At 69.2% G+C, this 22,510-nt stretch carries 20 protein-coding genes and 1 riboswitch; of the genes, 11 read left to right on the top strand and 9 right to left on the bottom strand.

Annotated elements, in window-relative coordinates; all coding sequences use genetic code 11:
• Position 1 precedes the first annotated feature (1 nt).
• The 8 genes from M4578_RS01615 to M4578_RS01580 form a co-directional block, all read right to left on the bottom strand.
• Entirely contained in the window at positions 2 to 826 is an 825-nt protein-coding gene (locus M4578_RS01615; RefSeq protein WP_258091685.1) for an energy transducer TonB family protein, read from the bottom strand.
• A gap of 3 nt (positions 827 to 829) precedes the next feature.
• The gene (locus M4578_RS01610) at positions 830 to 1,210 is read right to left on the bottom strand and encodes an ExbD/TolR family protein (protein WP_258091684.1); all 381 of its coding nucleotides are present in this window, start codon (positions 1,208 to 1,210) and stop codon (positions 830 to 832) included.
• Positions 1,207 to 1,590 (bottom strand): ExbD/TolR family protein, encoded by a 384-nt coding sequence (locus M4578_RS01605; protein WP_258091683.1) that lies wholly within the window; start codon positions 1,588 to 1,590, stop codon positions 1,207 to 1,209. Before M4578_RS01605 ends, M4578_RS01610 begins: the two co-directional genes overlap by 4 nt.
• Positions 1,591 to 1,756: 166 nt before the next feature.
• The gene (locus M4578_RS01600) at positions 1,757 to 2,377 is read right to left on the bottom strand and encodes a MotA/TolQ/ExbB proton channel family protein (RefSeq protein WP_258091682.1); all 621 of its coding nucleotides are present in this window, start codon (positions 2,375 to 2,377) and stop codon (positions 1,757 to 1,759) included.
• A gap of 19 nt (positions 2,378 to 2,396) precedes the next feature.
• On the bottom strand, positions 2,397 to 3,146 hold the full coding sequence (locus tag M4578_RS01595; protein WP_258091681.1) for an ABC transporter ATP-binding protein: 750 nt from the start codon (positions 3,144 to 3,146) through the stop codon (positions 2,397 to 2,399).
• Positions 3,143 to 4,120 carry a FecCD family ABC transporter permease gene (locus M4578_RS01590; protein WP_258091680.1) on the bottom strand — a complete coding sequence of 326 codons (978 nt, stop codon included), beginning with the start codon at positions 4,118 to 4,120 and terminating at the stop codon, positions 3,143 to 3,145. The genes M4578_RS01595 and M4578_RS01590 overlap by 4 nt, the downstream gene beginning before the upstream one ends.
• Positions 4,117 to 4,950, bottom strand: a complete 834-nt coding sequence (locus tag M4578_RS01585; protein ID WP_258091679.1) for an ABC transporter substrate-binding protein — start codon at positions 4,948 to 4,950, stop codon at positions 4,117 to 4,119. The genes M4578_RS01590 and M4578_RS01585 overlap by 4 nt, the downstream gene beginning before the upstream one ends.
• The gene (locus tag M4578_RS01580) at positions 4,937 to 6,799 is read right to left on the bottom strand and encodes a TonB-dependent receptor plug domain-containing protein (RefSeq protein ID WP_258091678.1); all 1,863 of its coding nucleotides are present in this window, start codon (positions 6,797 to 6,799) and stop codon (positions 4,937 to 4,939) included. The genes M4578_RS01585 and M4578_RS01580 overlap by 14 nt, the downstream gene beginning before the upstream one ends.
• A 138-nt stretch (positions 6,800 to 6,937) precedes the next feature.
• Positions 6,938 to 7,126, bottom strand: a riboswitch (cobalamin riboswitch).
• Positions 7,127 to 7,787: 661 nt separating this feature from the next.
• On the opposite strand from M4578_RS01580, the gene mraZ reads away from it, so the two are divergent.
• The 8 genes from mraZ to murD all read left to right on the top strand — a co-directional run bounded on the left by mraZ (position 7,788) and on the right by murD (position 17,080).
• Positions 7,788 to 8,300 carry a division/cell wall cluster transcriptional repressor MraZ gene (mraZ, locus tag M4578_RS01575; protein ID WP_258091677.1) on the top strand — a complete coding sequence of 171 codons (513 nt, stop codon included), beginning with the start codon at positions 7,788 to 7,790 and terminating at the stop codon, positions 8,298 to 8,300.
• Entirely contained in the window at positions 8,301 to 9,293 is a 993-nt protein-coding gene (rsmH, locus tag M4578_RS01570) for a 16S rRNA (cytosine(1402)-N(4))-methyltransferase RsmH (protein ID WP_258091676.1), read from the top strand.
• On the top strand, positions 9,293 to 9,637 hold the full coding sequence (gene ftsL, locus M4578_RS01565) for a cell division protein FtsL (RefSeq protein ID WP_258091675.1): 345 nt from the start codon (positions 9,293 to 9,295) through the stop codon (positions 9,635 to 9,637). Before rsmH ends, ftsL begins: the two co-directional genes overlap by 1 nt.
• Positions 9,634 to 11,427: a peptidoglycan D,D-transpeptidase FtsI family protein gene (locus M4578_RS01560; RefSeq protein ID WP_258091674.1), complete on the top strand. Its 1,794-nt coding sequence runs from the start codon at positions 9,634 to 9,636 to the stop codon at positions 11,425 to 11,427. Before ftsL ends, M4578_RS01560 begins: the two co-directional genes overlap by 4 nt.
• A gap of 56 nt (positions 11,428 to 11,483) precedes the next feature.
• The gene (locus M4578_RS01555; RefSeq protein ID WP_258091673.1) at positions 11,484 to 12,965 is read left to right on the top strand and encodes a UDP-N-acetylmuramoyl-L-alanyl-D-glutamate--2,6-diaminopimelate ligase; all 1,482 of its coding nucleotides are present in this window, start codon (positions 11,484 to 11,486) and stop codon (positions 12,963 to 12,965) included.
• Positions 12,962 to 14,395 carry a UDP-N-acetylmuramoyl-tripeptide--D-alanyl-D-alanine ligase gene (locus M4578_RS01550; RefSeq protein ID WP_258091672.1) on the top strand — a complete coding sequence of 478 codons (1,434 nt, stop codon included), beginning with the start codon at positions 12,962 to 12,964 and terminating at the stop codon, positions 14,393 to 14,395. The genes M4578_RS01555 and M4578_RS01550 overlap by 4 nt, the downstream gene beginning before the upstream one ends.
• A 13-nt stretch (positions 14,396 to 14,408) precedes the next feature.
• The gene (mraY, locus tag M4578_RS01545) at positions 14,409 to 15,491 is read left to right on the top strand and encodes a phospho-N-acetylmuramoyl-pentapeptide-transferase (RefSeq protein WP_258091671.1); all 1,083 of its coding nucleotides are present in this window, start codon (positions 14,409 to 14,411) and stop codon (positions 15,489 to 15,491) included.
• A 185-nt stretch (positions 15,492 to 15,676) separates the two neighbouring features.
• The gene (murD, locus tag M4578_RS01540; RefSeq protein WP_258091670.1) at positions 15,677 to 17,080 is read left to right on the top strand and encodes a UDP-N-acetylmuramoyl-L-alanine--D-glutamate ligase; all 1,404 of its coding nucleotides are present in this window, start codon (positions 15,677 to 15,679) and stop codon (positions 17,078 to 17,080) included.
• 13 nt (positions 17,081 to 17,093) lie between these two features.
• Here murD and M4578_RS01535 read toward each other — a convergent pair whose 3' ends face one another.
• Positions 17,094 to 18,284 carry a BaiN/RdsA family NAD(P)/FAD-dependent oxidoreductase gene (locus M4578_RS01535; RefSeq protein WP_258091669.1) on the bottom strand — a complete coding sequence of 397 codons (1,191 nt, stop codon included), beginning with the start codon at positions 18,282 to 18,284 and terminating at the stop codon, positions 17,094 to 17,096.
• A gap of 249 nt (positions 18,285 to 18,533) precedes the next feature.
• Here M4578_RS01535 and ftsW point away from each other — a divergent pair, with 249 nt between their 5' ends.
• The 3 genes from ftsW (at position 18,534) to murC (ending at position 22,458) form a co-directional block, all read left to right on the top strand.
• A complete protein-coding gene (gene ftsW, locus M4578_RS01530) occupies positions 18,534 to 19,700 on the top strand; it encodes a putative lipid II flippase FtsW (protein ID WP_258091668.1) in 1,167 nt (388 codons plus the stop codon).
• 188 nt (positions 19,701 to 19,888) lie between these two features.
• Positions 19,889 to 21,031, top strand: a complete 1,143-nt coding sequence (locus M4578_RS01525) for a UDP-N-acetylglucosamine--N-acetylmuramyl-(pentapeptide) pyrophosphoryl-undecaprenol N-acetylglucosamine transferase (protein ID WP_258091966.1) — start codon at positions 19,889 to 19,891, stop codon at positions 21,029 to 21,031.
• Between the two features lie 29 nt (positions 21,032 to 21,060).
• On the top strand, positions 21,061 to 22,458 hold the full coding sequence (murC, locus tag M4578_RS01520) for a UDP-N-acetylmuramate--L-alanine ligase (RefSeq protein WP_258091965.1): 1,398 nt from the start codon (positions 21,061 to 21,063) through the stop codon (positions 22,456 to 22,458).
• The last annotated feature ends 52 nt before the right edge of the window (positions 22,459 to 22,510 follow it).

Below are 22,510 nucleotides of genomic sequence, written 5' to 3'. Positions count from 1 at the left end.
CTCAGCGGCGCGCGAAGGCGAGCGGAAGGTCAAAGCTGTAGCTTCCGGCGGTGAGCGCGCGCGGCGCACGCGGGTAGCGGGCGCGTTTGGCAACCGCGAGGGCGGCGCGGTCGATCTCGGCATTGCCGGAGGAGCGCAGCAGGCTCAGCGCGGCGATGCGGCCCTGCGGGGTGAGCGCGATGCGCAGGCGGACCTGGCCGGTGGCCTTGGGCGGCGCGATGCGGGATTGGGCGCGTGCCACGGCGCTGCGGATCTGGGCGCCCCAATCGGCCTTGGCGGAGGCGATCTGGGCTTTTGAGGGGCCTGCGGGTTTGGCCGGGGCCGTGCTTGAGCGGCTGCCTTTGGCGGTCTGTCCGGCGCGCGGCGGGGCGCTGGCGGGTTTAGGGGCGGTCGCGGTGTCCGTCCGGGCCGGGGCCTTCGGTTGTGCGGCGGGCACCGGGCGGGCCTCGGGACGGGGGGACTGGGCCGGGGCGTGGCGCGGTGGCGCGGAGGCGGTGTCGAGCGCCGGGGGTGTGGGCAGAGCGGGCACGGTCAGTGCGGCCGGCGGCAGGGCGGCGGAGGGCGCGGGGCTAGCGGCGAGGGCGGCGGTCGGGACTGGCGGCGGTGAGGGCGGCAGGACGGGGGCGTCTGCGGCGACGATCTCGGGCGGGCTGTCCCAACGCTCGGCCAGGGCGGCGAGGTTGCCGGAGACCGGCAGGAGCGTGACCGAATCCGCGCCACCGTCGCCTTGTGGCGCGCCGCCGCCGCCGTCGAGCCCGGCGGTGAGGGCCGCGAGATGGACCGCGCCCGCGAGGGGGATGAAGATCAGCGCTTCGGCAAGGCGCATGGCTCAGCCGCCTCCCGTGGTGACCAGCCGGACCTCGGGCGCGCCGAGCGCCGCGAGCCGGGCGAGGATGCGGGCCAGGTCGCTGGCGGGCAGGCGGGCGTCGGCGGCCAGACGCACGGGACCGGAGGCGGTTGCGGCGGCCAGAGCCTGTTCGCCGCGGGCCTCGCCGAACGCGATGTCGCCATCGGCAGAGACATAGAGCGTGTCGGTCGAGGCGTCCTCCTCGCCGGGCGCTGTGGGCGGGGAGATCTCGAAGGGCGCGGGTGGGGTGAGGCTGGCGGTCATCAGGAAAAAGATCAGCAGCAGGAACACCACGTTGATCATCGGCACCACGGGTTCGGGGCGCGGACGGCGGGGGCGCTCGGGCAGCAGGCGCGGGGTCATGGCGCGGGCTCCATGAGGGCGAGCGCGGTGAAGCCCGCGCCGCGCAGCGCGGCCAGCACCTGCGCCAGCTGTTCCGTGTCGGTGCCGGGCGCGGGGCGCAGCAGGATCGGGTCGGCGGGGCCTTGCATCAGCGGCGCCAGCGCCTCGGGCAGATCCTGAACGGGCTGGCCGTTCAGCAGCAGCGCGTCGGGCGCGACGGTGACGAGGCGGGGCGGCCCCTGCCAGCGCTCGGTGCCGCCCCCGGCGAGGGTGAGGGGCAGCGCCTCGACATGTCCGAAACGGGCGGCGAGCATGAAGAAGACCAGCAGCAGGAACACCACGTCGATCATCGGCGTGAGGCTGGGCCGGCGGCGGCGGGTCTGCTGGGGCAGGTTCAGCATGGGCGTGTCTCCTGCCCGGCGTTGTGCGGGCGGAGAGGGCGCGGGTGCGTATTTGGAAAGAGAAGAAACACAGGTGCGATCTGCCTGGGCGTTTCATCTTTCCCCAAATACTCCCGCCGGAGGCGTCCGGCGCCGGCCACCTGTACCGGGTGAGGGCTGGGGGCGGTCATTGGGGTTCCCGTGGCGCTGTGAAGAGCCGTGTGGCGAGGTCTTCGAAATCATGGGCGAGCGCGTCGGTGACGCTGTCGAACCAGCTGAGCGCCATGGCCGCCGGGATCGCCACGCCCATGCCGGCGGCGGTGGTCAGCAGCGCCTCCCAGATGCCGCCCGCGAGCGCCGCCGGATCGGCCTGGGCGCCGGTCTCCTGCAAGGCCTGGAAGGCGCCGATCATGCCCAGAACCGTGCCCAGAAGGCCGATCAGCGGCGCGATCATCACCACGAGATCGAGCGCGCGCAGGCCGGAGCGCGCCTCGGTCAGCAGGGCGCGCGCGACGCGGGAGGCCTCTTCGCGGGCGGGCTCTTCGGGATAGGTCGTGAGCGCCGTCATGGCGGCGGAGAGGAAGCGCGCGCGCAGCCCGCCGCGATGGCGCAGCAGATCCCGTGCCGCCGCGCGCGCGCCCTCGCGCCAGAGCGTCACCGCGCGCTCGGCGCGGTCGCGGCGCCAGGCGCCGCTGCGCGACAGCCGCCAGAGCTTCCACAGGATCAGCGCCAGCGTCGCCACCGAAAGCGCGAAGATCACCCAGAGCGCCGGGCCGCCACGGTCGAGGAAATCGGTGATCCGGGTCATCTCGGGCCTCCCAGCCGGGTCAGGACAGCACGCCGAGCGGTTGCAGCAGCGGGCCGTGCTCGGTTTGCAGCATATGGGCGCGCAGGTGAAAGACCTGGGCGAGAGTGTCTTCGGTCAGCACCTCGAGCGGCGGGCCGTCGGCGGCGAGCCTGCCACGGTCGAGCAGGATCAGCCGGGTGCAGTGGCGCGCCGCCAGCGTCAGGTCGTGCAGCGAGGTGAGCACCGCGTGGCCTTCCTGCGCAAGGTCTTCGAAGATGCGCAGCGTGGCGATCTGCGCCGCCGGGTCGAGCCCGGCAATCGGTTCGTCGGCCATCAGCAGCGGCGCCTCCTGCGCCAGCGCGCGGGCGATCAGCACGCGGGCCTGTTCGCCGCCCGAAAGCTCGGTGGCCTTGCGCTGGCGGAAGCCCTCCAGCCCCATGCGGGAGAGCGCGGCCCCGACCGCATCGGCGCGAAGCGCCCCGGCGCGGCTGTCATGCGGCAACCGGCCGAGCGCCACCAGCGTCTCGACGCTGATGGGCCAGGCGATCTCGCGCGCCTGCGGCAGCCAGGCGGCGGCGCGGGCGCGCTCGCGCGCGGGCAGGGCGGAGAGCGAGGACTGGCCTGCGTGTGGTATCAGGCCCAGGGCGGCGCGCATCAGCGTGGTCTTGCCCGCGCCGTTGGGGCCGATGAGGCCGACGCATTCGCCGGGTTCGATCGAAAGGGTCACGCCATCGACCACGGGGCATTGCCCGCGCCTGACGGTGAGCGCGTCGAGGGAGAGCAGGCTCATAACCCCCTCCGCGTCTTGTAGATCAGGTGCAGGAAGAGCGGCGCGCCGATCAGCGCCATGACCACGCCGAGTTTCAGGTCGCGCTCGGGCAGGATCAGCCGCACCGCGATGTCGGCGGCCAGCAACATGGCCGCGCCGCCGAGCGCCGAGGCCCAGAGCAGCCGCGAGGGGCGCGCGCCGCAGAGCGGCCGCAGCAGATGCGGCACCACGAGGCCGACAAAGCCCACGGCGCCTGCCACGGCGGTGGCGGCGCCAACGGCGGCGGCGGTGCCGAAGAGCAGCCGCAGCCGCAGCGAGGTGAGCGAGATGCCGAGCGCCTGCGCGCCGTCCTCGCCCAAAGTCAGCGCGTCGAGCCCGCGCCCCAGCGTCAGCAGCGCGGCGCCCCCAAGGGCAATGAGCGGCGCGGCCAGCGCCAGGTGGGTGAGCGAGCGGTCGGCGACCGAGCCCATCATCCAGAACACGATTTCATAGGTGGCATAGGGGTTCGACGACAGGTTCAGCACCAGCGAGGTCAGCGCGCCGGCCAGCGCCGAGACCGCGATCCCCGCGAGGATCAGCACCAGCGAGCCGCCGCGCGGCCCCGCGAGCAGCAGGATCAGCGCCACCGCCCCCAGCGCGAAGAGCAGCGCCATCAGCGGCAGCGCCAGCGCAAATGCCGCCGCCAGCCCGCTTTGCAGCGCCAGCACCGCGCCGAGCGCCGCCGAGCCGGAGACGCCGATCAGCCCCGGCTCGGCCAGCGGGTTGCGCAGATAGCCCTGCATCGCGGCGCCCGAGACCCCGAGCGCGGCGCCCACGAGGGCGGCCAATGCGCTGCGCGGCAGGCGGATCTCCTGCATCACCATGACATGCAGCGGATCGCCAAGGCCCACGAGCCCGCCCAGCACCGCGCGCGGCGGCAGCGCGGCATATCCCAGCCCCAGCGAGGTGAAGAACAACGCCAGCACCAGCGCGGCGAGCGGCAGGGCGAGCCTCATTGCGCCGCCTCCCAGTCGTGGCGCAGATCGCGCATCGCCGCCACCGCATCGAGCAGCGCCGGCGTGCCGCAGATCCAGTTCGGGCTGTCCACCACCTGACGCAGCGCGCCGGTGGCCTGAAGCGCGGGGTGTTGCAGCAGCGAGGTCGCCTGAGCCGGGCTGTCATAGGGGCGGCTGACGAGGATCAGGTCGGGCTTGGCCAGCAGCAGACCTTCGAGCGGCAGGCGGCCGCGAAAGGCCATGCCCTTCTCGTCGGCGAGATTGGCCATGCCGGCGGCGTTCAGGATATCGCCGGTCAGGGTCTGGGCGCCGGCGGTCTCGTTGAAGGGCATGTAATAGGCGACGCGCGGCTTGCGGGCAGGCGTCTCGCGCAGCGCCGCGAGCCGCGCGTCGAAATCGGCGAGAACCTCGGCGGCGCGGGCCTCGCGACCCAGCAGCGCGCCCATGCGCAGCATGTTCTGCCGCGCGTCCTCGAGCGAGCGGGCGGGTGCGAAGCGTTCGACCCGGTAGCCCAGCTTTTCCAGCATCTGCGTGGCGGCGCGGGCGGTGTAGCTGCCGGCCAGCACCAGATCGGCATGCAGCAGCACCACCTCTTCGGCGCTGGCGGTATTGGCGGGCAGCGCCTGCGCCTCTTCGGCCATGGCCGAGCTGCGCGGATCATGGGCAAGCCGCGAGACCGAGACGAGCTGCCCCGGCGCACCGATCAGCAGCGCAAGCTGATCGGTGCAGACATTGAGCGAGACGACGCGGCCCGGAGCCGCGCCGGCCCGGACCGCCACGCCCGCGAGAAGCAGCGTGGCGGCCAGCGCTATGATCTTAGAAACGCGCACGGATCCCGAAATAGGCGGCGCGGTCCGAGGTCGCGTAATCGGGGATCACCTGATACTCCTCGTCGAACAGGTTCTCGACGCGCAGATAGGCCTCGACGCCATCGCGGACTTCATAGGAAATCTGCGCATTCACCACGGTATAATCCTCGACCGTCTGGAAGGTGGCGATGCCCCAGGTGCCGGGGAAATCCGCCTTGTGGCTGATCGAAAGCCCGCCGGTCAGCCGGTCGGTGATCTCGGCATCCACCCCCAGCGACAGATCGTAGCGCGGCACCTTTTGCAGCGGGTTGTCGCTGGCGTCGCGCGCGTCGGTATAGGTGAAGCCGCCGGTCAGCGAGACCCGCTCGCCCACAGGCAGCGTGCCGGCCAGTTCCAGACCCTTCGACACCGTGGTGCCCGGAACCTGCGTGTAGCGGCTGGTGGCGAAATCGAAATCAATGAGATCGTCGATTTCGGTGTAGAACAGCGTCGCGCCCAGCGTTGCGCCGCCGGCAAAGGCGTAATCGGCGCCGATCTCGGCGCTGAAGCTGGTTTCGGGATCGAGCCGGGTGTTGCCATAGGCCGGGCTGAACAGCTCGTAGAGCGAGGGCGCGCGATAGCCCTGCGCCAGCGCGCCGCGCAGGGTCAGTGCCTCGGTGGCGCGCCAGGACAGTGCCGCACGGCCGCTCCAGGCGCCGCCGAACTCGGAATGCTCGTCATGGCGCAGCGAGAACACCGCATCGACCGTCGGGGCGAAGGCCCAGGCGAGTTCGGTGAAGATGCCGGTATTGTCGATCTCCTCGTCGCTGTAGATCGTCCCGATGCGGTTCCAGAAGATGTCGTTGACCGGCGAGGTGAAATTCGCCTCTTCGGTGGTCCGGTCGAGACCGAAGCTCAGGCTGCGGCCCTCGGCGATGGTCCAGGTGCCGGAATAGGCGGCTGTGTCGCGGGTCGACCCGAAGCTGTCGTGGTAGCCGCCGGCATCGAAGCTGCGATCGACATCGAAGCGCGACAGCGACAGCTCATGCGCCACCGCGCCGGTCTGCAACTGCGCATAGGCGCGCAGGCCCCAGCTATCGTTGGTAAAGCTGCCGTCCTCGACGTTGGGCCATTCGTTGGCGTCGTAATCGCCCTCGGCGGAATAGTCGAAGCCCGACAGGCCGAAGCGCAGGTCCGGGGTCACGTCCCAATAGGCATCAAGCCCGATCTGGGTGGCGCGATAGGCATCGTCCTCTTTAAAGCCGGGCGCCTCGATCGAGCTGAACCCGTCGGTGACGAAGCGCGATGCCGAGAGCGCCAGCCCCCAGGTTTCGCCGGCGACGCCATAGCCCAGCGTCGCGCTTTTGGTGCCGTAGGCGCCGACCTCGGCCGCCGCGCGGCCCTCCTGTCCGGGCGTCTCGGGCGCCTTGGCCAGATCCAGCGCGATGATGCCGGCGATGGCGTCGGAGCCGTAAAGCGCCGATTGCGAGCCCTTCACCACCTCGGCGCGGGTGATGCCGCCGGCCAGGATATTGCCGAAGTTGAAGCTGGTCTTGTCGGCAGAGGCGTCGGTTGCCTCGATGCCGTTGATATAGACGGGGGCATATTGGGTCGGCAGGCCGCGGATACGGAGCTGCGTGCTCTGGCCGGGGCCGCCGTTGCCGCTGACCGAGAGGCCGGGCAGCGCGTCGAGCCGGTCGGCGAGCGTGGTTTCGGGGGCCCGGGCGATCTCGTCTTCGGTGAGCACCGAGACCGAGGTGCCGCTGCGGCCCAGTTCGAGCGGCAGTTCGCTGGCATAAAAGGTCAGTGGCGCCAGTTCCAGCGCGGTATCCGCCTGCGCGGCAAGCGGCAGCAACGCAAGCGCCGAGACGGTGGAGAGCACATGTTTCATGTCCCGTCGTCCTTTCCTGATCGGCCCCGGAAGCGGGGCGCTGTGGTGATGTTCTTGGAAAGGCAAGAGCTCTCCGCGAACGGTGCGTCTTGTCACCACGAACGGAAGGACCGTTCTCCGCTGCGCGCCCCGCGCGTGGAGAGGGTGATCACCCTGGCAGGTCTCCTGACTTGCGGGTCACAGCGCCGGTCGGGCCTTCCCGGGCGCTTGCCCAGTGGCGTGATGCCGATGACGCTCGCCGCTCACAGTTGCGGGGGCAGTCGCGGATTTGCACCGCGTTCCCTATTCTCCGGACTGAGGCCCGGAACCAAGGCCCGCTCCGCATACTGCGCCGCGCCGCGTCGCGCAAGAGATCCGGTCCATGGGAAGTTATGGGACGCACCCATGGGAATTGATGGGAGGAGGGCGGGAGCGGGCCGGCGCGAGTCGCGGAATCGCGCGCCGACTGGCAGGATTCGTCCCGATCCAGCACATGAGATGCCATGGGACAGGCCGGTCCAAGGGGTGTTGACGGGGTGTTTTGAGCGGCCTGTGAATTTTTTTGGGATTTTATGGGCACAGTCTCTCTCACAGCGCTGTTACCATATTTAGAGAAAAGCGGGTTCCCGCTTACCACATATTCGTGATGACTTCCCAAAATGCCCGCTATATGTTGTTTTCCACAGGGGCTGTGGACAAAATGCAGTGGGCGGGACCCGAAAAAAACCATTGCCTCCCATAAAATCCCATGACATACATTTAATCACGATGAGGGACGGGACAGGGGCACAAAAAGACCCCGGCATAAAATCCCAGAACAATAAAAGAGCAGGTTCATACAGGCACCGTTCTTCATCGTAACAACGAGATCCGGCGCGCGAGCGAGCAGACATCCCCCCAGGTGGCGCGCGCAGTCGGACTAGCCCGCAAAGCGGGTCAAGGCGGCGGGTTGATCGGTGGCAGCAGATCAACCCGCCGTATTTCGTTTCAGGGGGATCGGGTAGGGACAGTGGGCCGCAGGCTAAGGTTCAGAGGTGAAAGTCGGCACAAGGTCGACAGCAAGGGCAGGGTGTCGATCCCGGCCTCTTTTCGCCGTGTCCTCGAAGCCGGTGATCCGGATTGGGTCGAGGGGCTGAACCCGAACTTCGTGATCGTCTACGGCGACCAGCGCCGCAAATATCTCGAATGCTACACGATCGAGGAAATCGAGGCGGTCGAGGACCGCATCAGCCGGATGAAGCGTGGCTCCAAGAAGCGCCGTATCCTCGAACGTCTGTTCTCCACCCAGTCGATGACCACCAGCGTGGACGAGACCGGCCGCATCGTGCTGCCGGCCAAGCTGCGTGAAAAGATCGGCCTCGAGGGCGAGGCGCAGTTCGCGTCCAACGTCGACACCTTCCAGATCTGGGAGCCTGCGGCCTACGAGGCCGATGTGGCCGAGACCGAGGAGGAGCTGGACGAGTTCGCCGACGACCCGCTGACGCTGCTCGACGAGGATGACGACGAGGACGAGGAGGTCTGAATGGCACCTGCGGCGGAGCAAAACGACGGCGCGCCGCATGTCCCGGTCCTCCTGCGTCCCCTGCTGGAGGCCGTGGCGCCGGTGCATGGCACCTGGATCGACGGCACGTTCGGGGCGGGGGGCTATGCCCGCGGGCTGCTGGAGGCGGGCGCCGACAAGGTGATCGGCATCGACCGCGATCCGCTCGCCCATCAGATGGCCGCCGAGTGGATCGGCGAGTATGGCGACCGGCTGGAGCTGGTCGAGGATAATTTCGCCAATATGGATCGTCACGCCACGGGCGTGGAGGGGGTGGTGCTGGATCTCGGCGTCTCCTCGATGCAGCTCGACCGGGCGGAGCGCGGCTTTTCCTTCCAGAAGGACGGGCCGCTCGACATGCGCATGGAGCAGGCGGGCGAAAGCGCCGCCGATCTGGTCAAGCGGCTGGACGAGACCACGCTGGCGAACGTGCTTTACACCTATGGCGAGGAGCGCGCCTCGCGCCGCATCGCGCGGGCCATCGTCAAGGCGCGCAGCGAGGAGCCCATCGAGACCACGGCGCGGCTGTCTTCCATTGTCGAGGCCTGCCTGCCGCGTCCGAAACCCGGCCAGTCGCACCCGGCGACGCGCAGCTTTCAGGCGCTGCGCATCGCGGTGAACGACGAATACGGCGCGCTCTGGCGCGGGCTCATGGCCGCCGAACGGGCGCTGAAGCCCGGCGGCTGGCTTTGCGTGGTGACCTTCCATTCGGTCGAGGACCGCATGGTCAAACGCTTCCTTCAGGCGCGTTCCGGCCGGCTGGGGTCGGTCAGCCGCTATGCGCCCGAGGCCGAGACCGAGGCGCCGCGCTTCGTGCTGGTGACGCGCAAGGCCGTGGGGCCCGACGAGGAAGAGCTGAGCGCCAATCCGCGGTCGCGCTCGGCCCGGCTGCGCATCGGCAAGCGCACCGAGGCGGCCCCGGGCGACATCGGGGCCGAAACGCTGAACATGCCGCAACTGAAGGGGAAACGCTGATGCGGACGCTGCTTTACGTGACCACCTTTCTGGGTCTGATCGGGCTGGCCTTCTGGGCCTATCGCGAGAACTACCAGACCCAGGCCGCACTGGATCATGTGGAGGACCTGCATCGCGACATCGCCGATGCGCGGGCGCGGCTGGCCATCCTGCGCGCGGAATGGGCCTATCTCAACCGCCCCGACCGGCTGCGCGAGCTGGCCGAGATCAACTTCCCCCGGCTCGGCCTACTGCCCATGCATGCGGATCAATACGGGCGCGTCGATCAGGTCTCTTACCCGGTGACCGCGCCGCTGGTCATCACCGAGCCGGTCGATGTCACCAGCGCGGGGGCCACGCAATGACCACCCGCACGCCGCTCCGCCCGCTGGCCCGCATCCTCGACGCCCGCCGCAAGGGCGAGAACCCCGACGCCATCGAACGCGAGAACATCCGTATCCGCCACGAGCAGATGCGCGACCGCGCCCGGGTGCGCGCCGAAGGCCGTCTGCTGGTGCTGGGCGCGCTGTTCTTCTGCGCCTTCGGGACCATCGGTGTGCGCATGGGGGTGCTGGCGGGCTCGGAGCCGAGCGAGCCGCGCGCCCAGGCCACCGGCGCCTCGATCATCGCCAGCCGGTCGGATATTGTCGACCGGCAGGGGCGCATCCTGGCGACGAATATGGAGACCCATTCGCTTTACGCCCATCCGCAGCAGATGATCGAGCCGCTGCGCACGGCGAAGGAGCTGAAGGCGATCTTCCCCGATCTCGATGAAGAGCGGATGATCAAGGATTTCACCGACGAGAAACGCAAGTTTCTGTGGGTGAAGAAGAAAATCAGCCCCGAGCAGATGCAGGCGGTGCATGACATCGGCGAGCCAGGGCTGCTTTTCGGCCCGCGCGAGATGCGGCTTTACCCCAATGGCGCGCTGGCGGCCCATATCATGGGCGGCGCCAGCTTTGGCCGCGAGGGGGTGAACTCGGCCGAGGTGGTGGGCACCGCGGGGGTCGAGAAATTCTTCGACGACACCCTGCGCGATCCGGCGCGCGAGGGCGCGCCGCTGGAACTGAGCATCGACCTGACCATCCAGGCGGCGACCGAACGGGTGCTCGACGCCGGCATGCGGCTGATGAACGCCAAGGGTGCCGCCTCGGTGCTGATGGATGTGCATACCGGCGAGGTGATCGCCATCGCCTCGCTGCCCGATTTCGACCCCAACGACCGGCCCAGCCCGCCGACCGAGGGCAACCCCAGCGACAGCCCGCTGTTCAACCGCGCGGTGCAGGGGGTGTACGAGCTGGGCTCGACCTTCAAGATCTTCGCTGCCGCGCAGGCGATGGAGCTGGGTCTGGTAAACGCCCAGACGGTGATCGACACGCGCCCGCCCTTCAAGGTGGGCGGCCACCGCATCGGCGAGTTCGACGGGCATAATTACGGCGAGATCCCGGTCGAGGAGATCATCATCAAGAGCTCCAACCGGGGCACCGGCAAGCTGGCGCTGGCCATCGGCAAGGAGCGTCAGCAGGCCTTTCTGAAACAGCTCGGCTTTTTCGAGCCGACGCCGCTGGAAATCGTCGAGGCGAATGGCGGCAAGCCGCTGCTGCCGGCGAAATGGACGGATCTGTCGGCGGTGACGATCTCCTACGGCCACGGTCTCAGCTCGTCGCCGCTGCATCTGGCGGCGGCCTATTCGGCGATTGCCAATGGCGGCCATCTGGTGACCCCGACGCTGCTGAAACAGCGCGGGCCCAAGCTGGGGCCGCGGGTGCTGTCCGAACCGGTGGCGGCCTCGGCGCGGGACATGCTGCGCAAGGTGGTGAGCGAGGGCACCGCGAGCTTTGGCGAGGTGCCGGGCTATCACGTTGGTGGCAAGACCGGCACGGCGGACAAGCCCAAGGAGCGTGGCGGCGGCTATTACAAGGACAAGGTGATCGCCACCTTCGCCTCGATGTTCCCGGCGCAGGATCCGAAATACGTGCTGATCGTCACGCTGGACGAGCCGGTCGAGACCTCGGGCTCGAAGCCGCGCCGCACCGCCGGCTGGACCGCCGTGCCGGTGGCCGCCGAGATGATCGGCCGGATCGCGCCGCTTCTGGGCTTGCGTCCGGAATACGATCTGGGCGAAGTGACGGGGGTCACGCTGGTCCGCAACTGACGGCGCCTCTGGCCCGGGGCGGATCTGAGTATTTATGGAAAGATGAAAGGGCTGTCATGAGCGGGGAGAAAAGCCTCTCGGATCTGGGCCTGACCGCGCGGGGCGGGCGCGAGGCGAAGGTGAGCGGCATTTCCGTGGACAGCCGGGCGGTGATGCCGGGGCATCTTTTCGCGGCGATGCCGGGCACCAAGCTGCATGGCGCGCGCTTTGTCGAGACCGCGCTGGCGCAGGGCGCGGTGGCGGTGCTGACCGATGCCGAGGGCGCCGAGATCGCCCGCGAGGCGCTGGGGGAGAGCGAGGCGGCGCTGGTGATCGCCGCCGATCCGCGCCAGGCGCTGGCCTATGCTTGCGCGCTGTTCTTCGGGGCGCAGCCCGCGACGATGGTGGCGGTGACCGGCACCAACGGCAAGACCTCCGTTGCGACCTTTGTGCGCCGGCTCTGGCAGGAGCTGGGCTATCGTGCGGTCAATCTCGGCACCACCGGGGTCGAGGGCGACTGGCAGGCGCCGCTGCGTCACACCACGCCCGAGCCCATCACGCTGCACAGGGCGCTGGCCGAGGCCGCCGCCGAAGGCGTCGACCACGCGGCGATGGAGGCGTCGAGCCACGGGCTCGACCAGCGGCGGCTCGACGGGGTGCAGCTCGTGGCGGCGGGGTTCACCAATTTCAGCCAGGATCACCTCGATTACCACGCCGATTTCGAGGAGTATTTCGCCGCCAAGGCCGGGCTTTTCGCCCGCGTGCTGCCCGAGGAGGGCACAGCCGTCATCAATATCGACGACGCGCGCGGCATCGACATGCTGGCCATCGCCAAGGCGCGCGGTCAGGAGGTGCTGACCGTGGGCGAGGCCGAGGGCGCGGCGCTGCGCCTTTTGGGTCAGCGCTTCGACGCCACCGGGCAGGAGCTGCGCCTGAGCTGGCACGGGGTGGTGGAGCAGCTCCGGCTGCCGCTGATCGGCGGGTTTCAGGGGCAGAACGCGCTGCTGGCCGCCGGGCTGGTCATTGCCTGCGGCGCCGAGGCCGAGGAGGTGTTCCGCGCGCTGCCGCGGCTGGAGACCGTGCGCGGGCGCATGCAACTCGCGGCAACCCGCGAGAACGGCGCGGCGGTCTATGTGGATTTCGCCCATACGCCCGATGCGGTGTCGACCGCGATCAAGGCGCTGCGCCCGCATGTGATGGGGCGGCTCATCGCCATCATCGGCGCGGGCGGCGATCGCGACGCGGGCAAGCGCCCGCTGATGGGCCGCGCCGCAACCGAACAGGCCGATATGGTGATCGTGACCGACGACAATCCGCGCTCCGAGGATCCGGCGGCGATCCGGGCGCAGGTGCTGGCCGGGGCGCCGGGCGCCACCGAGGTGGGCGACCGCGCCGAGGCAATCCTGCGCGGCGTCGATCTGCTGGGGCCGGGCGACGCGCTGCTTGTCTGCGGCAAGGGACATGAGACCGGGCAGATCGTCGGCGACACGGTCTATCCCTTCGACGATGTGGAACAGGCGAGCGTCGCGGTGGCGGCGCTGGACGGGAGGGGCCTGTGACGCTCTGGACGGCAAGGGAAGCGGCTGCGGCCACCGGCGGGCAGGCCACGGGGCATTGGGAGGCCACGGGCGTTTCCATCGACACGCGCACGCTGGCGCCGGGCGATCTGTTCGTGGCGCTGACCGCGGCGCGGGACGGGCACGAGTTCGTGGCGCAGGCGCTGGAGAAGGGCGCCGCCGCCGCGCTGGTGAGCCGCATCCCCGAGGGCGTGGACGAGGACCGGCTGCTGCTGGTCGACGATGTGCAGGCCGGGCTGGAACGGCTGGGCATCGCGGCGCGGGCGCGCACGCGGGCGCAGGTCGTGGCGGTGACGGGCTCGGTCGGCAAGACCTCGACCAAGGAGATGCTGCGCTGCGTGCTGGGCGCGCAGGGTTCGGTGCATGCCGCCGAGAAGAGCTACAACAACCACTGGGGGGTGCCGCTGACGCTGGCGCGGATGCCGAGGGACGTGGATTTCGCCGTGATCGAGATCGGCATGAACCATCCCGGCGAGATCGCACCGCTGAGCCGCATGGCACGGCCGCATGTGGCGCTGATCACCATCGTCGCGCCCGCGCATCTGGCCGCCTTCGAGAATATCGAAGGCATCGCGCGCGAGAAGGGCGCGATCTTCGAGGGGCTGGAGCCCGGTGGCGTGGCGGTGATCAACGGCGATCTGGAGGTGACCCCGATCCTGATCGCCATGGCCGAGGCGAAGGGCGCGCAGATCCTTACCTTCGGCGAGGCGGTGGGCAATCATCACCGGATCACCGAGGTGACGGTGGGCGATGCCACGACGGTGGCGCAGGGCCGGGCCTGGCGCACGCCCATTCTTTACAAGGTCGCGGTGCCGGGGCGGCATTTCGCGGTCAACGGCATGAGCGTGCTGGCGGTGGCCCATGCGCTGGGGCTCGACCGGGCGCTGGCGATCACCGCGCTGGGGCAGTGGCAGGCCGTTGCCGGGCGGGGGCTGCGCGAGCTGATCCTGCTCGATCCGGTCGAAACGCATCTGACGCTGGAACTGATCGACGACGCCTATAACGCCAACCCCGCCTCGCTGGCCGCCTCGCTGGAGGTGCTGGCGGGCACCCATCCGCGCGACGGGCTGGGCCGCGTCTCCCATGGCCGCCGCATCGCCTATCTGGGCGATATGAAGGAGCTGGGCGCGGAGGAACATACGCTGCACCGGGCGGTGGCGGCGCTGCCCTCGATGGCGAAGATCGACCTTGTGCATTGCGTGGGTCCGCTGATGCGCGAACTTTGGTCCGCGCTGCCGCTGGAGAAGCGCGGCCACTGGGCGGAGACCAGCGCCGCCATGGCCGAACGGGTGCGTCACGACCTCGATGCGGGGGACGTGGTGCTGGTCAAGGGATCGCTCTCGATGGCGCTGGCGCGCGTGGTTGACGCGATCCGGAAAATGGGCGTATCCCCCGCGGGCGGTAACGGGTGAGAAGGACCGGAGCATGCTGTACTGGCTGACCAACCTCAGCGACGGGGGCGACCTGTTCAACCTGTTCCGCTACATCACCTTCCGCGCGGGCGGGGCGTTTCTGACCGCGCTGATCTTCGGATTCCTCTTCGGCCGGCCGCTGATCGACGTTCTGCGCAAGCGCCAGGGCAAGGGGCAGCCGATCCGCAGCGACGGCCCCGAGGGGCATTTCGTCAAGGCGGGCACACCCACCATGGGCGGGCTGCTGATCGTCGGCGCGCTGCTGACCTCGACGCTGCTCTGGGCGCGGCTCGACAACCCGTTCGTGTGGATGGTGCTGTTTGTCACCATGTCCTATGCCGCCATCGGATTTGCCGATGACTACGCCAAGGTGACCAAGCAGACCACTGCGGGCGTGTCCGGCAAGGTGCGGCTTTTGCTGGGCTTTCTGATCGCGGGCATCGCGGGTGCCTGGGCCGCCTGGTTCCATCCGGCAGAGCTTTCGGGGCAGCTGGCCTTTCCGGTCTTCAAGAACGCGCTGCTGGATCTGGGCATTCTCTTCGTGCCCTTCGCGATGATCGTGATCGTGGGCGCGGCCAATGCGGTGAACCTGACCGACGGGCTCGACGGGCTGGCGATCATGCCGGTGATGATCGCGGGCGGCACGCTGGGGATCATCGCCTATGCGGTGGGGCGCACCGATTTCACCGAGTATCTCGACGTGCATTACGTGCCGGGCACCGGCGAAATCCTGATCTTCACCGCCGGGCTCATCGGCGGCGGGCTGGGGTTTTTGTGGTACAACGCGCCACCGGCGGCGGTGTTCATGGGCGACACCGGCAGCCTCGCGCTGGGCGGCGCGCTGGGGGCGATCGCGGTGGCCACCAAGCACGAGATCGTGCTGGCCATCGTCGGCGGGCTCTTCGTGGTCGAGGCGCTCTCGGTGATCATCCAGGTGCTGTATTTCAAGCGCACCGGCAAACGGGTGTTCCTGATGGCGCCGATCCACCATCATTACGAGAAGAAGGGCTGGGCGGAGCCGCAGATCGTGATCCGGTTCTGGATCATCTCGCTGATCCTGGCGCTGATCGGGCTGGCGACGCTGAAGCTGCGCTGAGCGGCGGCGCTCATCGCCCGTTGCCGGGCTCTTCGCGGGTAGCGGCGCCTTTGGGGGCCGGCTGGGCGCGGGAGGGCCGGCGTCGCGGGGCGTATTTGCAAAGAGAAGAAGCGCAGGGGGCTCTCTGGTCAAGGCGCCGCACATGCGGTAGCGCTTGGGGGATTTCTGCAGTGCGAGGGGCAGGCATGATTGCGGTATCCGGGTTCGAAGGGCGGTGCGTGGCGGTTCTGGGGCTGGGCCGGTCGGGGCTGTCGGCGGCGCGGGCATTGCGCGAAGGCGGGGCGGAGCCGCTGTGCTGGGACGACAACCCGGCTGCCCGCGAGAAGGCCGAGGCCGAAGGCTTCGAAATCCGCGATCTGGCGCGGCCCGGCGGGTTCGAGGGGGTGAGCTGGCTGGTGGTTTCGCCGGGGATTCCGCATCTTTTCCCGGCGCCCAACCCGGTGATCGCCGCCGCCTGGGCGGCGGGGGTGCCGGTGGACAATGACATCGGGCTGTTCTTCCGCTCGCTGGGCGGCGGCGACTGGGAGATGTTCGATGTGCCGCCCAAGGTGGTGGCGGTGACCGGCAGCAACGGCAAATCGACCACTTCGGCGCTGATCCACCACATTTTGCAAAGCGCCGGGCGCGACAGCCAGCTTGCGGGCAATATCGGCCGCGGGGTGCTGGACATCGACCCGCCGGGGGAGGGCGGCGTCGTGGTGCTGGAGCTGTCGAGCTACCAGACCGATCTGGCCCGTGCGCTGACCCCGGATGTGGCGGTCTTCACCAATCTCTCGCCCGATCATCTCGACCGGCACGGCGGTATCGGCGGTTATTTCGCCGCCAAGCGCAGGCTATTTGCCGAGGGCGGGCCGGACCGCTGCGTGATCGGCGTGGACGAGGATGCCGGGCGCTACCTGGCCAATCAGCTTTCGGAAGGGCCGGGGGACGACCGGGTGATCCGGGTTTCCTCGGGCAGCAAGCTGTCGGGGCCGGGCTGGGACGTGTTCGCGCGCAAGGGGTTTCTCACCGAATGGCGCAAGGCGCGGCAGGTGGCCTCGATCGATCTGCGCGAGGTGCGCGGGCTGCCCGGCGCGCACAATCACCAGAACGCCTGCGCCGCCTATGCGGCGACCCGGGCGCTGGGGCTGGCGCCGCGCGTCATCGAGGCGGCGTTTCACAGCTTTGCCGGGCTGCCGCACCGCAGCCAGATCGTGGCGGAGCGGGACGGCGTGACCTATGTGAACGATTCCAAGGCCACCAATGTGGATGCGGCGCTGAAGGCGTTGCAGGCCTTTCCACGCATCCGCTGGGTCTGTGGCGGGCTGATGAAGGAGGGCGGGCTCGAGGGGCTGGCGCCGGGGCTCGGGCATGTCGTGAAAGCCTATGTGATCGGCCGCGAGGCGGCGGGGTTCGCGCTGGGGCTGCCGGGGGTGGAGGCCGAGATCTGCACCGAGATGGCCACCGCCGTCGCCCGTGCCATGGCGGAGGCGCAGGCCGGCGAGGTGGTGCTGCTGGCGCCCGCGGCGGCGAGTTTCGATCAATACGACAATTTCGAGCAGCGCGGCGAGGATTTCGCGGCCAAGGTGCGCGCCGGGCTGGGGCTCTGAGCGAAGGCGGGCCTCAGCCGCCGGTGCGCCGGGCGGCGATCGCCCGCCCGCAGGCGGCACCGGAGGACCAGGCCCACTGGAAATTATAGCCGCCGAGCCAGCCGGTCACATCCGCCGCCTCGCCGATCACATACAGGCCCGGCACCGCCTTGGCCTCCATGGTCCGCGACGAGAGCGCATCGGTGCCGACCCCGCCCAGCGTCACCTCGGCGGTGCGCCAGCCCTCGGTGCCCTGCGGGCGCAGTTCCCAGCCGTGCAGCGCCTCGGCCAGCACCGCGATCCGCCGGTCGGAGAGATCGGCGAGATTGCTGGTCAGATCCATCTGTTTGCCCAGATAGGCCACCAGTTTCGGCGGCAGGATCTGCCCCAGCGCGGTGGTGAGCGCCCGGCGCCCCGCCTCCTGCCGGGCGGCGCGCAGATGCGCCTCGGCATCCATGCCGGGCAGAAGATCGACCGAGATTGGCTCGCCCTCGCGCCAGTAGCTCGACAATTGCAGGATGGCCGGGCCCGACAGGCCACGATGGGTGAAGAGCAGCGCCTCGTCGAACCCCGCGCGGGCGTTGCCGGCGCGGACCGGAAGCGACAGGCCCGCAAGCCCGGCAAACCGCCCCTCGGGAAAGGTGAAGGGCACCAGCCCGGGGCGCGGCGGCACCAGCGCAAGCCCGAAGCGCGTGGCGATGTCATAGGCCAGCCCGGTCGCGCCCATCTTGGGGATCGACTTGCCGCCGGTCGCCAGCACCAGATGACGCGCCGAGACCTCGCGCTCGGCCCCTTCGCGCCGCAGCCGCGCGACAAAGCGCGCGCCGTCATGGCGCAGATCGGTCAGCTCGGTCGAGAGCCACAGCTCCGCCCCCGCCGCGTCCATCTCGCGCAGCAGCATGGCGGTGATCTGCGTCGCCTTGCCGTCGCAAAAGAGCTGCCCCAGCGTCTTTTCGTGCCAGGCGATGCCGTGGCGCTCCACCAGATCGAGGAAATCCCATTGCGTGTAGCGCGCCAGCGCCGATTTGCAGAAATGCGGATTCTCCGACAGGTAGCAGCCCGGCTCCACCCCGAGATTGGTGAAATTGCAGCGCCCGCCGCCCGAGATGCGGATCTTCTCGCCGGGCGCGCGTGCGTGATCCACCACCAGCGTGCCGGGTCCGGCAAAGCTGGCGCACATCATGCCGGCGGCTCCGGCCCCGAGGATCAGCGTGTCGATCTGCATGGGCGCTCAGGACCACGGAACGCCGCCCCGCGCAAGACCTCTGCCCTTTCATCTTTCCGGCAAATACTCGAAATCCCGCCCCGTCCACCCGCAAGAAACGCGGGCAGAGGCGCAGGCCCGGCCACGCGCCCCGTCATCCAAGCCTTCCCAAACTCCTCCCGCTTTGCTACCCTCGCTTGCATGATCCGGGTCAACCCGGGCGAGCAGAGGCAATCCGGCCGGGCACCGGCCATCACGAGCGGTGATGTCATGACGGAAATGGTTTACGGCACGGTCCCCGTGCGCGAGGGCGAACCCGTTCTGCCCAAATGGTGGCGGACGGTCGATCGCTGGGCGCTGTCCTGCGTGCTCATGCTGTTCGGCATCGGCATCCTGCTGGGGCTGGCCGCCTCGCCGCCGCTGGCCGAGCGCAACGGGTTCGCGCATTTCCACTACGTGCAGCGGCAGGCGGTGTTCGGCGGGCTGGCGCTGACCGCGATGATGCTGACTTCCATGCTGTCGCCCGTGGTGGTGCGGCGGCTGGCGGTGATCGGCTTTCTCGGCGCCTTTCTCGCGCTGCTGGCGCTGCCCTTTCTCGGCACCGATTTCGGCAAGGGGGCGGTGCGCTGGTATTCGCTGGGCTTCGCGTCGGTCCAGCCGTCGGAATTCCTCAAGCCGGCCTTCGTGATCGTCGCGGCCTGGATGATGGCCGCCAGCCAGGAGATCGGCGGCCCGCCGGGCAAGCTCTGGTCCTTTGCGCTGACCGTCACCATCGTGCTCATTCTGGCGTTGCAGCCCGATTTCGGCCAGGCGAGCCTGGTGCTCTTTGGCTGGGGCGTCATGTGGTTCGTCGCCGGCGCGCCGATGCTGCTGCTGGTGGGCATGGCGGGGCTGGTGGTGCTGGGCGGCACCGTGGCCTACAACAATTCCGAGCATTTCGCCCGCCGCATCGACGGCTTCCTGACGCCGGATGTCGATCCGACCACGCAGCTCGGCTATGCCACCAACGCCATCCAGGAAGGCGGCTTCTTCGGGGTCGGCGTCGGCGAGGGGCAGGTGAAATGGTCGCTGCCCGATGCCCATACGGATTTCATCATCGCCGTGGCGGCCGAGGAATACGGCCTGATCCTGGTGCTGCTCATCATCTCGCTCTACGCCACCGTGGTGGTGCGCTCGCTGCTGCGGCTGATGCGCGAGCGCGATCCCTTCATCCGTCTGGCGGGCACCGGGCTTGCCGCGATGTTCGGGGTTCAGGCGATGATCAATATGGGCGTGGCGGTGCGGCTGCTGCCCGCCAAGGGCATGACATTGCCCTTCGTGAGCTATGGCGGCTCGTCGCTGATCGCCGGCGGGATCGCCGTGGGGATGCTTCTGGCCTTCACCCGTTCGCGCCCGCAGGGCGAGATCGGCGAAATCCTGCGCGGCCGGCAGCGCTGAGGCCGGGTTTCGCCCGGCGCGCGCGGCGGCGATGGCGGGCAGGGCTTCACCCGGCTGCGGCGCTGCGCTAAGGAAGCCCAGATATTGTGTCGGGCCCCGTGGCGGCCCGCCATGGAATGCGGCTGTGGTCCGACCGTGGGGGCGCCTTGCGTGCTCCGCGCCGGCGGCGAAGGAGGGAGATGACTGAGATGGCAGAGCGGTTCCGCCCCCCTCTTCTGGTCATCGCGGCAGGCGGGACCGGCGGGCATATGTTCCCCGCGCAGGCGCTGGCCGAGATCATGTTGCGCCGCGGCTGGCGGGTCAAGCTCTCGACGGATGCGCGCGGTGCCCGCTACACCGGCGGCTTTCCCCACAGTATCGAGATCGAGCAGGTCAGCTCGGCGACCTTCGCGCGCGGCGGTCTGCTGGCCAAGCTCGGCGTGCCCTTCCGCGTCGCGGGCGGGGTGCTGGCGACGATGATGCGGTTTCGCCGCGACCGGCCCGATGTGGTGGTGGGCTTCGGCGGCTACCCGTCGATCCCGGCACTGGGGGCGGCCTGGCTGATGAAGCTGCCGCGCATGATCCACGAACAGAACGGCGTTCTGGGGCGGGTGAACGAGATCTTTGCCAGCAAGGTCGATGTGGTGGCCTGCGGCACCTGGCCCACCGAGCTGCCCGAGGGGGTCGAGGGCATTCATACCGGCAACCCGGTGCGCATGGCGGTCAGCGACCGGGCCGGCGCGGGCTATATCGTGCCGGGCGACTACCCGATGGCGCTGCTGGTGATCGGCGGCAGCCAGGGCGCGCGGGTCCTGTCGGACATCGTGCCGCCCGCCATCGCCTCGCTGCCGATGGAGCTGCTGCGCAACCTGCGGGTCTCGCATCAGGCCCGCGACGAGGACGGCGCGCGGGTCGCGGCGTTTTATGCCGAGCACGGGATCTCCGCCGATGTGCAGCCCTTCTTCACCGACATCCCGGCCCGCGCCTCCGAGGCGCAGCTTGTGGTGTCGCGCTCCGGCGCGTCCTCGGTGGCGGATATTTCGGTGATCGGCCGTCCCTCGATCCTGGTGCCCTATGCGGTTGCGGCGGGGGACCATCAGACGGTGAATGCCCAGGCGCTGGTGGACGCGGGCGCCGCGATCCGCATTCCGGAAAGCCGGCTCACGGTCGAGAGCATGGCCGAGGCGCTCATGGCGGTGCTCACCAATCCGGAGGGTGCCGCGCAGATGGCGCGGGCGGCGCTGGCGGTCTCGAAACCGCAGGCGGCGGAACATCTGGCGGCGCTTGTGGACTATCTGGCGGGGATCGACAGCCAGCAACAAGATCAGGCAGCAGAGGACGGGCAGGCATGAAACACGAACGCATCGCCGAGGGGGGCATGATGAACGCCGCAACCAAACTTCCGGGCGATGTGGGGCCCATTCATTTCGTGGGGATCGGCGGGATCGGCATGTCGGGCATCGCCGAGGTGCTGCTCAATCACGGCTATGTGGTGCAGGGCTCGGATCTCAAGCGCTCGAAGATCACCGACCGGCTGGAGGCGCTCGGGGCGCATATCTTCGAGGGCCAGACGGCGGAAAATCTGGAGCATGCCGAGGTGGTGGTGATCTCGTCGGCGATCAAGCGTGGCAACCCCGAGCTCGACGAGGCGCGCCGGCGCGGCCTGCCGGTGGTGCGCCGGGCCGAGATGCTGGCCGAGCTGATGCGGCTGAAATCCAATGTCGCGGTGGCCGGCACCCATGGCAAGACCACCACGACGACCATGGTGGCAACGCTGCTCGACGCGGGCAATTTCGATCCCACGGTGGTGAATGGCGGGATCATCCACGCCTATGGCTCGAACGCGCGCATGGGGCAGGGCGAATGGATGGTGGTGGAGGCCGATGAATCGGACGGCACCTTCAACCGGCTGCCGGCGACCATTGCCATCGTCACCAATATCGACCCCGAGCATATGGAGCATTGGGGCAGCATCGAGAACCTGCGCGACGGGTTCTATCAGTTCGTCTCGAACATCCCCTTCTACGGGCTGGCGGTCTGTTGCACCGATCACCCCGAGGTGCAGGCGCTTGTGGGCCGGGTGAGCGACCGCCGCGTGGTGACCTACGGGTTCAACGCCCAGGCGGATGTGCGGGCGGTGAACCTGACCTACCAGAAGGGCGTGGCGCATTTCGACATTCTGTTGCAGGGCGAGGATACCCGGATCGAGGGTTGCACCCTGCCGATGCCGGGCGATCACAACGTGTCGAACGCGCTGGCGGCGGTGGCGGTGGCGCGGCATCTGGGCATGAAGCGCGCCGAGATCCGCGCGGCGCTGGCCGCTTTCGGCGGGGTCAACCGGCGCTTCACCCGGGTGGGCGAGGTCAATGGCGTGACGATCATCGACGATTATGGCCATCACCCGGTGGAGATCGCCGCGGTGCTGAAGGCCGCGCGCCAGGCCTCGGAGGGGCGTGTCATCGCGGTGCACCAGCCGCATCGCTACAGCCGGCTGCACGCGCTTTTCGACGATTTCTGCTCCTGCTTCAACGAGGCGGATGTGGTGGCGATCGCCGAGGTCTATGCGGCGGGCGAAGCGCCGATCGAGGGCGCCACGCGCGACGATCTGGTGGCGGGGCTGATCCGTCATGGCCATCGCCACGCCCGCGCGCTTCTGAACGAGGACGATCTGGAACGGCTGGTGCGCGAACAGGCGCGGCCGGGCGATATGGTGGTCTGTCTGGGGGCGGGGACGATCTCGGCCTGGGCGAACAACCTGCCGCAACGTCTTCGCGACTGAGCGGCGGCACGAAGATTTTTCCTGCGAAAAATCTTCATCATCCTGCGGAAGA

The organism is Salipiger pentaromativorans, assembly GCF_024721115.1.
GTDB classification, from domain to species: domain Bacteria; phylum Pseudomonadota; class Alphaproteobacteria; order Rhodobacterales; family Rhodobacteraceae; genus Salipiger; species Salipiger pentaromativorans.
The sequence above is the reverse complement of the archived record's forward strand: the minus strand, read 5'-3'. Positions and strand labels throughout refer to the sequence as shown.

Coding starts and splice junctions, on each gene's coding strand:
- murC (WP_258091965.1), top strand. CDS start 21,061: ATGAACGCCGCAACCAAACTTCCGGGCGATGTGGGGCCCATTCATTTC.
- ftsL (WP_258091675.1), top strand. CDS start 9,293: ATGCGGACGCTGCTTTACGTGACCACCTTTCTGGGTCTGATCGGGCTG.
- M4578_RS01605 (WP_258091683.1), bottom strand. CDS start 1,590: ATGCTGAACCTGCCCCAGCAGACCCGCCGCCGCCGGCCCAGCCTCACG.
- M4578_RS01610 (WP_258091684.1), bottom strand. CDS start 1,210: ATGACCCCGCGCCTGCTGCCCGAGCGCCCCCGCCGTCCGCGCCCCGAA.
- M4578_RS01580 (WP_258091678.1), bottom strand. CDS start 6,799: ATGAAACATGTGCTCTCCACCGTCTCGGCGCTTGCGTTGCTGCCGCTT.
- ftsW (WP_258091668.1), top strand. CDS start 18,534: ATGACGGAAATGGTTTACGGCACGGTCCCCGTGCGCGAGGGCGAACCC.
- M4578_RS01555 (WP_258091673.1), top strand. CDS start 11,484: ATGAGCGGGGAGAAAAGCCTCTCGGATCTGGGCCTGACCGCGCGGGGC.
- M4578_RS01595 (WP_258091681.1), bottom strand. CDS start 3,146: ATGAGCCTGCTCTCCCTCGACGCGCTCACCGTCAGGCGCGGGCAATGC.
- rsmH (WP_258091676.1), top strand. CDS start 8,301: ATGGCACCTGCGGCGGAGCAAAACGACGGCGCGCCGCATGTCCCGGTC.
- M4578_RS01615 (WP_258091685.1), bottom strand. CDS start 826: ATGCGCCTTGCCGAAGCGCTGATCTTCATCCCCCTCGCGGGCGCGGTC.
- mraY (WP_258091671.1), top strand. CDS start 14,409: ATGCTGTACTGGCTGACCAACCTCAGCGACGGGGGCGACCTGTTCAAC.
- murD (WP_258091670.1), top strand. CDS start 15,677: ATGATTGCGGTATCCGGGTTCGAAGGGCGGTGCGTGGCGGTTCTGGGG.
- M4578_RS01525 (WP_258091966.1), top strand. CDS start 19,889: ATGGCAGAGCGGTTCCGCCCCCCTCTTCTGGTCATCGCGGCAGGCGGG.
- M4578_RS01590 (WP_258091680.1), bottom strand. CDS start 4,120: ATGAGGCTCGCCCTGCCGCTCGCCGCGCTGGTGCTGGCGTTGTTCTTC.
- M4578_RS01600 (WP_258091682.1), bottom strand. CDS start 2,377: ATGACCCGGATCACCGATTTCCTCGACCGTGGCGGCCCGGCGCTCTGG.
- M4578_RS01560 (WP_258091674.1), top strand. CDS start 9,634: ATGACCACCCGCACGCCGCTCCGCCCGCTGGCCCGCATCCTCGACGCC.
- M4578_RS01535 (WP_258091669.1), bottom strand. CDS start 18,284: ATGCAGATCGACACGCTGATCCTCGGGGCCGGAGCCGCCGGCATGATG.